The organism is Acrocarpospora corrugata, assembly GCF_009687845.1.
Taxonomy (GTDB): Bacteria; Actinomycetota; Actinomycetes; order Streptosporangiales; family Streptosporangiaceae; genus Acrocarpospora; species Acrocarpospora corrugata.
Window position 1 is genome coordinate 71,480 of sequence record NZ_BLAD01000074.1, and the last position, 10,720, is coordinate 82,199.

Genomic DNA, 10,720 nt, shown 5'->3' on the forward strand with positions numbered 1-10,720 from the left:
ATGCCTGACAGCCAGGGCGATATCGACCGCGAGATCGCCGATATCGCCACCGCCGCGGCGAAGGCGGTGGCCGGGGGTGAGCCGGAGCCCGAACACGTCTCGCGCGACTACCCGCCCTACCGCAGCAGCGTGCTCCGCCACCCGCGCCTCCCGCTGATCCTCACCGAGGAGGCCGACACCGAGCTGCGCGGCCCCGTCTTCGGCGTCACCGACGTGACCGAACTCGACCGCGACCTCACCCGGCACCATCCGGGCGAGCCGCTCGGCGAGCGGATCACCGTCAGCGGCCGGGTGCTCGACCGGTCCGGCCGGCCGGTCCGCGGCCAGCTGGTGGAGGTCTGGCAGGCCAACGCCTCCGGCCGGTACGCCCACGACCGCGACCAGCACCCCGCCCCGCTGGACCCCAACTTCACCGGCACCGGCCGCTGCCTCACCGACGACGAGGGCCGCTACCACTTCACCACCATCAAGCCGGGCGCCTACCCGTGGCGTAACCACGTCAACGCATGGCGTCCCGCGCACATTCACTTCTCTGTATTCGGCACGGCCTTCGCCCAGCGACTGGTCACCCAGATGTACTTCCCCAACGATCCGCTGTTCCGGTACGACCCGATTTTCAACTCGGTGCCCAGCGAGTCCGCCCGGCAGCGCATGATCGCCGCGTATGATCACGACCTGTCCAGCCCGGAGTGGTCGCTGGGGTATCGCTGGGACATCGTGCTGGACGGCCCGTCGGCGACCTGGATGGAGGAAGGCCGGTGAAGCCGACGCCTTCGCAGACGGTGGGGCCCTTCTACGGGTACGCGTTGCCGTACCCGGGCGGGGGAGAGCTCGCTCCGGCCGGGCATCCTGACGCGGTGGTCGTGCACGGGTTCGTGTACGACGGGGCCGGGGAGCCGGTGCCGGACGCGCTGCTGGAGTTCTGGCAGGCCGATCCGGGCGGCGGCCTGGACGGGGAGCCGGGCTCGATGCGGAAGGACCAGGTGAACCGGTCGTTCGCCGGGCGGGATCTCGTGCGGTTCACCGGGTTCGCGCGGGTGGCGACCGACGCCGACGGCCAGTGGGCGGTGCGCACGTTCCGGCCGGGGGCGACCGGGCCGGGGCGGGTTCCGTACATTTCGGTGTGCGTGTTCGCGCGCGGATTGCTGCACCATCTGTACACCCGGATCTATTTTGAGGACAGCGCGTCCGATCCGCTGCTGGCGTCGCTGGAGCCGGACCGCCGCGCCACACTGGTGGCGACGGCCGGGCCTGGCGGCACGCATCGGCTGGACATCCACCTGCAAGGGGAGCGGGAGACCGTCTTTCTTGAATTCCGATGATTTTTCGCCGGACGCCGGGCTGCTCGCCCCGATCTGGGCGGGCAGCCCGGCGGAGGCCGCCACCGGCGACCTCGCCTTCCTGCGCGCCCTGCTGGACGCGGAGCTGGCCCTGGCCCGCGCCCAGGCGGCCGAGGGGCTGATCCAGGACGGCGCGGTGAAGGACATCGCGGCAGCCGCGGACGCGCTGGCCCGGGAGGGCGCGCGAACCCTGGCGCTGCTGGCGAGATCCGGCGGGAATCCGGTAATCCCCCTGGTCAAAGCCCTGACGCAACGGGCGCCCGACGCGCATCTGGGGGCCACGAGCCAGGACATCATGGACACGGCGTTCATGCTCATGGCCAAGCGCACCCGCGAAGTGATCCTCGCCGACCTCGATCGGGTGACCGAAGCGCTGGCCCGGCTCGCGGCGGAACATCGGGACACGCCCATGGCCGGGCGCACGCTGACCCAGCACGCCGTGCCGACCACGTTCGGGCTGAAAGCCGCGGGCTGGCGGGATCTGGTGCTGGACGCCCGCGACCGGCTGCACGCGGTGGTCCTCCCGGTCCAGCTCGGCGGGGCCGCCGGGACGATGGCCGCCTTCGAGGCGTTCGTCCCCCGGGTCGACCACCGGCGGCTGCTCGCCGGCTTCGCCGGGGAACTCGGCCTGGCCGAGCCCCTTCTGCCCTGGCACACCCTGCGAACCCCGATCGTGGACCTCGGCGCCGCGCTGGCCTTCGTGACCGGCGCGCTCGGCAAGCCGGCGGCCGACGTGCTGGTCCTGTCCCGCACCGAGATCGCCGAAGTCGCAGAAGGCGCCGGCGGCGGCTCCTCCGCGCTGCCGCACAAGAGCAACCCCGTCGCCGCCACCCTGATCGCCGCCGCCGCCCGCACCACGCCCTCACTCGCGGCGATCCTGTACGGCTCGCTCGCCGCCGAGGACGAACGCCCCGCCGGGGCCTGGCACGCCGAATGGTCGCCGCTGCGGGACCTGCTCCGCCACGCCGGCGGCTCGGCCGCCCACGCCGCCGCCCTCGCCGAAGGACTGCGCGTCGACCCGGACCGGATGCGCGCCAACCTGGACCTCACCCGGGGACTGATCGCCGCCGAACGCGTCAGCGCCGCACTGACCCCGGCCCTCGGCCGCCTGGAGGCCCGCGACCTGCTGGAACGCGCTTCCCGCCGGGTCGTCGCCGAAGGGATCACCCTCCGCCAGGCCCTCGTCAGGGAGACCTCGCCCGGCGACCTCGACTTCACCGACCTGGACGAACTCTGCGACCCTGCCACCTACCTGGGGGCCGCCCCGGCGCTGACCGACCTGGCCCTCACCCGCAGGGGGCGCGATGAGTGACGTCTGCATCCTCGGGCCTTCGCTCGGCACCTCGCAGGCGGTCTGGGACCCGCAGGCCGCCGAGCTGGGACGCCACTTCAGGGTCATCCGCTTCGACCTGCCCGGCCACGGCGATTCCGAAGCCACGCCGGTTTCGTCGATGGCCGGACTCGCCGGGCGCGTGCTCGCCCTGGCCGACTCCCTCGGCGCAGAGCGTTTCCACTACGCCGGGATCTCCCTCGGCGGCGCGATCGGGGCCTGGCTGGCCGTACACCATCCGGACCGGATCGAATCGCTCGCCATGCTGTGCTCCGCGGCCCGCTTCGGCGAACCGGAAGCCTGGCGGGAACGCGCCGCCCTCGTCCGCGCCGAAGGCACGGCCCCGCTCGTGGCGGCCGCTCTCGGCCGGTGGTTCACCGCCGAGGGAGCGCGGACGCCCGAGGCCCGACGGATGGCCGCCGACCTCGCCGCCGCCGACCCCGAAGGCTACGCGGCCTGCTGCGATGCCCTGGCCGGCTACGACCTGCGCGCCGACCTGCCCAGGATCACCGCCCCCACCCTGATCATCGCCGGCCGCGACGACCCCGTCACCCCGCCCGCCGCCGCCCGCGAACTCGCCGACGGCATCCCCGGCGCCGCCCTCACCGAGATCGCCCGCGCCGCCCACCTGGCCAACCTCGAACGCCCCGGACCCGTGCTGGCCGCCCTGCGCGGCCACCTGCCCGCACCCGACGGCATGACCGTACGGCGGGCAGTCCTCGGCGACGAACACGTCGACCGCGCCATCGCGAACACCACCGCCTTCACCGCCGACTTCCAGGACTTCATCACCCGCTACGCCTGGGGCGAGATATGGACCCGCCCCGGCCTGGACCGCCGTACCCGCAGCTGTATCACGCTCACCGCCCTCGTCGCGGGCGGCCACCTGGAGGAGCTGGCCATGCACGTGCGCGCCGCCCTCCGCAACGGCCTCACCCCGGACGAGATCAAGGAAGTCCTGCTGCAGACCGCCGTCTACTGCGGCGTGCCCGCGGCCAACGCCGCCTTCGCCGTGGCGCAGCGCACCCTTGGGAGGACCTGATGTTCGCCACCGTCGCCATCATCGGAGCCGGGCCGGCCGGGCTGCTGCTGGCCCGAATGCTGCACAAAGCCGGAATCGACTCGGTCGTCCTGGAACACCGGGACCGCGCCTACGTCGAGCACCGGCAGCGCGCCGGCATGCTGGAACAGGGCACGGTCGACGCCCTGCGCGCCTGCGGGGCCGCCGATCGCCTGGACCGGGAGGGCCTGCTCCACCACGGCATCGAGCTCCGCTTCGACCGGCGCAGCCACCACCTCGACTTCCCTGACCTGACCGGCGGGCGGAGCGTGACGATCTACGCGCAGACCGAGATCGTCAAGGACCTGGTCGCGCTCCAGCTCCGCGAGGGCGGCCCGCTGATCTTCGAGGCGCAGGCCGTCGCCATCGAACAGGACATGGTCACCTTCCTCCGGGACGGCGTCGAGGAGAAGCTGAGCTGTGACTTCGTGGTCGGCTGCGACGGCTTCCACGGCATCTCCCGGGCCGCGATCCCGGACGCCAGGACGTACGAACGGGACTACCCCTACTCCTGGCTGGGCATCCTCGCCGACGTCCCGCCGTCCTGCGCCGAGCTCATCTACGCCCACTCCGAACGCGGCTTCGCCCTGCACAGCATGCGTTCCCCCACGGTCAGCCGCCTCTACCTCCAGGTCCCGAACGACACCGACCCCGACGACTGGCCCGACGACCGCATCTGGGACGAACTGGACGCGCGCTTCGCCGTGGACGCCGACTGGAAGCTGATGCGCGGCCCGATCACCCAGAAGTCGGTCACCCCCATGCGCAGCTTCGTCACCGAACCCATGCGCCACGACCGCATCTTCCTGGCCGGCGACGCCGCCCACATCGTGCCCCCCACCGGCGCCAAGGGCCTCAACCTGGCCATCTCCGACGTCGTCATCCTGGCCAGGGCCCTGGAACGCTGGTACGCCACCGGCTCCGCCGACCTGCTCGACGCCTACTCCGACACCTGCCTGCGCCGGGTCTGGCGGGCCGAGCACTTCTCCTATTTCATGACGACGCTGCTCCACCGCGCGCCCGGCCAGACCGCGTTCGACGCCCGCCTGCAGCTCTCCCAGCTGCACCGCATCGCCGACTCCCGGCACGCCGCCGCGGAACTGGCGGAGAACTACGCGGGACTGCGTTAAGGAAGCAGGGCGCAGAGCAGGCGGTCGTTGCCGCGCTGCCACAGCGTGCCGATCTCGGTGAAGCCGGCCGCGCGCAGCGCCCCGACGTGGGCCGACAGCAGGCCGGACTCCGAGCCGTGGTGGCCGACGGAGTCCTGCCGGCGGTCGATGGCCCCCAGGATCGGATCCGCGGCCACGGCCGCCCACCAGGAGGCCCAGTCCTCCGGCGGGCTCCCGGCGAACAGCCGTTCGGTGGCGCCGGCCGCGAGAGCCAGTTCGAGGTCGTTCAGCCGGGGCGAGGTGTCGGACACGGCGAGATGGTCCCCGTTCAGGAACATGCCGCCGGGCCGGAGCACCCCGGCGAGTTCCGCGTAGACGTTCTTGAGCCGGGGTTCCGGGAGCCAGTGCAGGGCGGTCGTGCTGACGGCCACGTCGGCGGGCCGGGGCAGTTCGAGCGCCTCCGTCCAGCCGGGGACGCGCAGGTCCCGGTCCACGAAGCGCAGGCCGGGCAGGTCCGCGTACTCGGCCCGGCCCAGGGCCAGCAGGAGCGGGTCGGTGTCGACGGCGATCACCGTCGCGTCCGGGAGGCGGTCCAGCAGGCGGGCGCTCAGCGAGCCGGGGCCGCAGCCGAGGTCGATCACGATCGGGTCGGGACGCCCGGCGGCGACCGCGTCGATGAGGGCGGTGAAACGCTCCTCCCGGTCGGGCAGGTAGCCCTCCTGCTGGCGGTCCCAGCGTTCGATCCAGGCGTGGGCGTGAGCGTGGGTCAGCATCGCGGCACCTCTTGTCACTGTCGTCTATCATTTGGACAGTCACAAATTTAGGCACAGAGGATGTAACTGGTCAAGTGAACTTCAACAGTCACTCGGACATGATCGTGGCCCACGCCGTGGCCGTGGTGAACGCCCTCACGCCCGGCGAACGGCGCGGCAGGCCGTACCAGATCCCGGCGGATCGGCGCACGGCCGTCGCCGAGGCCGTGCCGCTGCGGCGGGAGATCACCGACGCCGAGGCGGCGGAGCTCGCGGGCTACGCGCTCGACCTGCGGGCGGTCTTCGAGGCGGTGGCCAAAGGTGATCTCGATCACGCCGCCGGGACGCTCAACCGGCTGCTCACCGACACCCGGGCCAGGCCGCACCTGTCCCGCCACGACGGCGAACCGTGGCACGTGCACTTCCACGGCGCCGACGGCACGTTCGGCGCCGACTACGCCGCCTCCTGCGCGACTGGCCTGGCCATCGTGCTGGGCAGCGACCTGCACGACCGCCTGGGTGTCTGCACGGCCGACCGGTGTGACCGCGTATATGTGGATGTGTCCAGAAATGGAACCCGGCGATTCTGCTCCACCGCCTGCCAGAACCGGGTGAAAACCGCGGCCTTCCGGGCTCGAACGTGAGATCGCGCCCGCATCAAGGAGCGATAACGGAGGGATGAACGGTTATGCGCAGGCGGTAGCGTCGCACTCATGCGACTTGGTGTCCTCGACGTCGGATCCAACACGGTGCACCTGCTGGTGATGGATGCGCACCAGGGAGCCCGGCCGCTGCCCGCGTACTCCCACAAGGTCGAGCTGCGGCTCGCCGAGCATCTCGACGGCGACCGGCTGTCCGAACAGGGGGCCGAGCAACTGCACGGGTTCGTCCGGGAGGCGATGCGGATCGCCGAGGACAAGGGCGTCGAGGACCTCGTCGCCTTCGCCACCTCGGCCGTCAGGGACGCCGTCAACGGCGAGGAGGTGCTCGGGCGGATCAAGGACGACACCCGGGTGGACATCCAGGTGCTGTCCGGGGCCGACGAGGCCCGCCTGACCTTCCTCGCGGTCCGCCGCTGGTTCGGCTGGTCGTCCGGGCGGCTGCTGGTCATCGACATCGGCGGCGGCTCGCTGGAGATCGCCTCCGGCATCGACGAGCAGCCCGACACCGGCATCTCGCTGCCGCTCGGCGCGGGCCGGCTGACCCGCGACTGGTTCACCGCCGACCCGCCCCCCGCCGACGAGGTGCGCGCGCTGCGCCGCCACATCCGCGCCGAGATCGGCCGAACCGTCGGCGGCGTCGTCAGGTACGGCCGCCCCGACCACACCGTCGCCACCTCCAAGACCTTCCGCCAGCTGGCCAGAATCGCCGGCGCCGCCCCCTCCAGCGAAGGCGCGTACGCCAAGCGCACCCTCACCCACGAGGCCGTCACCACCTGGACCACCCGGCTGGCCGAGATGAGCGCCGCCCAGCGCAACACCCTGCCCGGCGTCTCCATCGGCCGCGCCCCCCAGCTCCTGGCGGGCGCCCTGGTCGCCGACGCCACCATGGACCTGTTCGAGCTGCCCGCCTTGGAGCTCTGCCCCTGGGCCCTGCGCGAGGGCGTCATCCTGCGCCGCCTCGACGTGCTCCCCAACGGATCGGGCGTAAGGCTGTGACCTGACCTCCAGGTAAGGCATTTATCTACACATAGCGGGCAAGCGCTCCTATGACCTAGATCATTGGAGGGGTCGCATGGCCGAGCTCGCAGGCACGCTGATGTCACTGGGGGTGGTCGTCGCGCTGGTGATGCTCGCGTTACTGCTGATCTCGATCTTGGTGCTGACGGGTTTGGCGATCTTCGCCGCGTTTATCGCCCTTAAGTCGACATCAAGTATGAAACAGGGCGGTGTGGGGACATTGTGATCTATGGGTGGAAAGGCGGAGCGTGACCTCTGGGTGATCATCGGCGCGCTCATGCTCACCCTCCTGCTGGCCGCCCTCGACCAGACCATCGTCTCCACCGCGCTGCCGACCATCGTCAGCGAGTTCGGCGGCCTGAACCACCTGTCCTGGGTGGTCACCGCCTACCTGCTCGCCGCCACCGTCTCCGCCCCGCTGTGGGGCAAACTCGGCGACCAGTACGGCCGTAAGGGCCTCTTCCAGGCCGCCATCGTGATCTTCCTGATCGGGTCGGCGCTCTGCGGCCTGGCCCAGAACCTGCAACAGCTGATCTTCTTCAGGGCGCTCCAGGGCCTGGGCGGCGGCGGCCTCATCGTGCTCGCCATGGCCATCGTCGGCGACGTGGTCGCCCCCCGCGACCGGGGCCGCTACCAGGGCCTGTTCGGCGGCGTCTTCGCCTTCGCCAGCGTGGTCGGCCCGCTCATCGGCGGCCTGTTCGTGGACCAGCTCAGCTGGCGCTGGGTCTTCTACGTCAACCTGCCCATCGGGGCCGCCGCCCTGTTGGTGGTCGCCGCCACGCTGCCCGGCCGCCCCCAGCGCACCCGGCACGTCATCGACTACCTGGGCGCGGCCACGCTCTCCGCCGCGGTCACCTGCGTCGTGCTGATCACCACCTGGGGCGGCACGGAATACGCCTGGAACGCTCCGGAGATCCTCGGCCTGGGCATCATCTCGATCGCGCTGCTCGTCCTGTTCGTGCTGATCGAACGGCAGGCCGCGGAGCCGTTGCTGCCGCTGCGGCTGTTCCGGATCAACATCTTCTCGGTCAGCGCCGGGCTCGGCTTCATCGTCGGCTTCGCCATGATGGGGTCGCTGGTCTACCTGCCGCTGTTCCTGCAGGTCGTGCACGGCGTCTCGGCCACCACCTCGGGCCTCTACCTGCTGCCGCTGATGGTCGGCCTGCTCGGCATGTCCATCGGCTCCGGCCAGCTGATCAGCAGGACCGGCCACTACCGGGTCTTCCCCATCCTCGGCATGGGCCTGACCACCATCGCCATGCTGCTCCTGCAGTCGGTGGACGAGCGCACCTCGCTGACCCTGTGCGGCCTCTACTTCTTCGTGCTCGGCACCGGCCTCGGCATGGTCATGCAGGTGCTGGTGATCGCCGTGCAGAACGTGGTCGACTACCCGGACCTCGGGGTGGCCACCTCCTCGGTCACCTTCTTCCGCTCCATCGGCGGCTCCTTCGGCGTCTCCGTCTTCGGCTCCGTCTTCGCCAGCCGGCTGGCCGGGAACATCACCGGCGCGCTGCGCGGCCAGGACCTCCCGCCGGGCTTCGACCCCAACCTGATCCAGGGCGACCCGCACTACCTCACCTCGCTGCCCCCGATGGCCGCCGCCCGGATCATCCACGCCTACTCCGAGTCGGTCACCGCCATCTTCCTGTACGCGGTCCCCATCACCCTGCTCGGCTTCGCCCTCGCCCTGCTGCTGCGCCAGATCCCGCTCCGCTCCACCATCGGCGCCGCCGCAGGCGACCTCGGCGACGGGTACGGCAGGCCACGCGGCGAATCCTCCCAGGCCGAGATCGAGCGCGCCCTCAGCCGCCTGATCCGCCGGGACTCCACCGCCGTCTCCCTCTACACCGACCTGGCCCACCGGGCCGGCTACGCCTTCTCCGCCGGGACCACCTGGACGCTCTGCCGGGTCGCCCGCGAGGGCAGCGTCGACCGCGCGGTCCTGGCCGAACGCGCCGGGGTCACCGTCGAGCAGGGCCTCCCGTACGTGCAGCCGCTGGTCGACGACGGCCTGGTCGAGCACGCCGCGTCCCAGCTGGTGATCACCGGCACCGGCCTGCAGGCCGCGCAGCGGCTGATCCGCGTGCGCCGGGCGGCGCTCGCGCGGCACCTGGACGGCTGGGATCCGGACGCCAACCCCGAGCTCACCGACCTGCTCACCCGGCTGGCCACCGAGACCGTCGGCTGCGACTACGACGCGCCCCGCGCCGGGGGTTGACCGCCGCCATCCCCGCCGGTTTGATTGAATCTTCAATGGCCTCAACGGGGAGGCTGCTCTCCCCGCGAGGCCGTGCCGCCGCCCCCCAGGCGAGGAGAACCTGACATGAGCGAATGGGACGCCACCAGCGTCGAAGGCAAGGACACCATCCTGCGGGTCGTCCGCGAGGAGGCCGGGCGATTCTTCGCCCTCGCGGAACCCGAGGACGCCTGGGAGGCCCCCACCGCCTGCGCGGGCTGGCACGTCCGCGACGTGGTCGCGCACATCGTCGACACCACCGAGGGCTACTTCGCCGCTTTCGACGTGGCCCGCGCGGGGGCCCGGCCCGACGATCCGTACGGGTTGCCCGCGATGGGCGCCCGGGTCAACGAGCAGGCCATCTCGTTCCGGAACACCACCCAGAAGGAACTCCTCGACCGGGCCCGCGCCGACTTCGAGAAGATGCAGGGCATCCTCACCGCCCTCAGCCCCGAGGACTGGACCGGCTTCCTGGTCGTGCACCCCTACATGGGCCCCGTGCCCGCCTACTTCTACGCCGCCGGCCAGCTGATGGACTTCGGCGTGCACTCCTGGGACATCCGCGAGGGCACCGGCCGCAACCACGCCATGTCCGGCGACGCCGCCGACCTGCTGGTGCCGTTCATGCTGGTGCTCTGGCAGTACACCATCAAGGCCGACGCCGACCTGACCCCGTTCTCGGTGGGCCTGCGCATCGGCGGCCGCAACGGCGGCGACTTCCGGATCGACATCGGCGCCGAGGGCATGGCCTACGCCCCCGGCGACATCACCGGCCTCCCCGCCGTGATCGAGTTCGACGCGGCCAGCATGGTCCTGACCACCTTCGGCCGCGGCAACTTCGGCACGGTCCGCGGCGACGTCGACCTGGCCAACCGCTTCCTGAACCTGTTCTTCCGCATCTAGCGCTGCCCTGCGGCTCTGTGACCTGCCGGCGTGAAGCCTGGCAGGTCACAGTGTGTCAGCCGGCAGGTCGGGTGTCCCTTAACCAGGGCTGACCTGGATGAGCCTGGACCGCCCCAGGATGGGCGGAGACGACGTCGTCATGTTGCGAAGAGCGATTTGCAGGTAAATCTCCTCGCCCCCCAGTTCCGTGTCCACGTCGTCCTCCTTGACGCGCACCGTCCAGGTCCAGTCGTCCTGCGTAGTCGTGGGGGTCCAGGGCTCTTCCGGGAGCCAGTTCTTCACGATGTCGTCGTCCGACGGGTCGTGCTCCA

The 10,720-nt window shown here is 71.4% G+C and carries 12 protein-coding genes; 10 read left to right on the forward strand and 2 right to left on the reverse strand.

The genetic code is table 11. The features are described 5' to 3' along the window. The 5 genes from pcaH to Acor_RS29700 are packed head-to-tail and all read left to right on the forward strand — an operon-like array spanning position 1 to position 4,860. On the forward strand, positions 1-762 hold the full coding sequence (gene pcaH, locus Acor_RS29680) for a protocatechuate 3,4-dioxygenase subunit beta (protein WP_155340058.1): 762 nt from the start codon (positions 1-3) through the stop codon (positions 760-762). Continuing rightward, the gene (gene pcaG / locus Acor_RS29685; RefSeq protein ID WP_218034556.1) at positions 759-1,322 is read left to right on the forward strand and encodes a protocatechuate 3,4-dioxygenase subunit alpha; all 564 of its coding nucleotides are present in this window, start codon (positions 759-761) and stop codon (positions 1,320-1,322) included. The genes pcaH and pcaG overlap by 4 nt, the downstream gene beginning before the upstream one ends. Next, entirely contained in the window at positions 1,309-2,652 is a 1,344-nt protein-coding gene (pcaB, locus tag Acor_RS29690) for a 3-carboxy-cis,cis-muconate cycloisomerase (RefSeq protein ID WP_155340059.1), read from the forward strand. The genes pcaG and pcaB overlap by 14 nt, the downstream gene beginning before the upstream one ends. Further along, a complete protein-coding gene (pcaDC, locus tag Acor_RS29695; protein ID WP_155340060.1) occupies positions 2,645-3,712 on the forward strand; it encodes a bifunctional 3-oxoadipate enol-lactonase/4-carboxymuconolactone decarboxylase PcaDC in 1,068 nt (355 codons plus the stop codon). Before pcaB ends, pcaDC begins: the two co-directional genes overlap by 8 nt. Next, the gene (locus tag Acor_RS29700; protein ID WP_155340061.1) at positions 3,712-4,860 is read left to right on the forward strand and encodes a 4-hydroxybenzoate 3-monooxygenase; all 1,149 of its coding nucleotides are present in this window, start codon (positions 3,712-3,714) and stop codon (positions 4,858-4,860) included. The genes pcaDC and Acor_RS29700 overlap by 1 nt, the downstream gene beginning before the upstream one ends. Here the strand turns inward: Acor_RS29700 and Acor_RS29705 are convergent. Then, positions 4,857-5,612, reverse strand: coding sequence for a class I SAM-dependent methyltransferase (locus Acor_RS29705; protein WP_155340062.1), 756 nt, complete (start codon positions 5,610-5,612; stop codon positions 4,857-4,859). The genes Acor_RS29700 and Acor_RS29705 overlap by 4 nt on opposite strands. Positions 5,613-5,686: 74 nt before the next feature. On the opposite strand from Acor_RS29705, the gene Acor_RS29710 reads away from it, so the two are divergent. From Acor_RS29710 to Acor_RS29730, 5 genes are all read left to right on the forward strand, one after another. After that, positions 5,687-6,235, forward strand: coding sequence for a CGNR zinc finger domain-containing protein (locus Acor_RS29710; RefSeq protein ID WP_155340063.1), 549 nt, complete (start codon positions 5,687-5,689; stop codon positions 6,233-6,235). A gap of 69 nt (positions 6,236-6,304) precedes the next feature. Next, a complete protein-coding gene (locus Acor_RS29715) occupies positions 6,305-7,249 on the forward strand; it encodes a Ppx/GppA family phosphatase (RefSeq protein ID WP_155340064.1) in 945 nt (314 codons plus the stop codon). Between the two features lie 76 nt (positions 7,250-7,325). Beyond that, the gene (locus tag Acor_RS29720) at positions 7,326-7,496 is read left to right on the forward strand and encodes a hypothetical protein (RefSeq protein WP_155340065.1); all 171 of its coding nucleotides are present in this window, start codon (positions 7,326-7,328) and stop codon (positions 7,494-7,496) included. A 3-nt stretch (positions 7,497-7,499) separates the two neighbouring features. Then, positions 7,500-9,488 carry an MDR family MFS transporter gene (locus tag Acor_RS29725; protein ID WP_155340066.1) on the forward strand — a complete coding sequence of 663 codons (1,989 nt, stop codon included), beginning with the start codon at positions 7,500-7,502 and terminating at the stop codon, positions 9,486-9,488. Between the two features lie 105 nt (positions 9,489-9,593). Then, positions 9,594-10,409, forward strand: coding sequence for a maleylpyruvate isomerase family mycothiol-dependent enzyme (locus tag Acor_RS29730; RefSeq protein WP_155340067.1), 816 nt, complete (start codon positions 9,594-9,596; stop codon positions 10,407-10,409). Between the two features lie 78 nt (positions 10,410-10,487). Here the strand turns inward: Acor_RS29730 and Acor_RS42395 are convergent. Then, the coding region (locus Acor_RS42395; protein ID WP_170317131.1) for a hypothetical protein at positions 10,488-10,720 on the reverse strand (233 nt) is incomplete at its 5' end.

Bases quoted from the DNA above. Each gene is read 5' to 3' on its own strand.
- pcaH (WP_155340058.1), top strand. From the start codon at position 1: ATGCCTGACAGCCAGGGCGATATCGACCGCGAGATCGCCGATATCGCC.
- Acor_RS29700 (WP_155340061.1), top strand. From the start codon at position 3,712: ATGTTCGCCACCGTCGCCATCATCGGAGCCGGGCCGGCCGGGCTGCTG.
- Acor_RS29705 (WP_155340062.1), bottom strand. From the start codon at position 5,612: ATGCTGACCCACGCTCACGCCCACGCCTGGATCGAACGCTGGGACCGC.
- Acor_RS29715 (WP_155340064.1), top strand. From the start codon at position 6,305: ATGCGACTTGGTGTCCTCGACGTCGGATCCAACACGGTGCACCTGCTG.
- Acor_RS29725 (WP_155340066.1), top strand. From the start codon at position 7,500: ATGGGTGGAAAGGCGGAGCGTGACCTCTGGGTGATCATCGGCGCGCTC.
- Acor_RS29720 (WP_155340065.1), top strand. From the start codon at position 7,326: ATGGCCGAGCTCGCAGGCACGCTGATGTCACTGGGGGTGGTCGTCGCG.
- pcaDC (WP_155340060.1), top strand. From the start codon at position 2,645: ATGAGTGACGTCTGCATCCTCGGGCCTTCGCTCGGCACCTCGCAGGCG.
- Acor_RS29730 (WP_155340067.1), top strand. From the start codon at position 9,594: ATGAGCGAATGGGACGCCACCAGCGTCGAAGGCAAGGACACCATCCTG.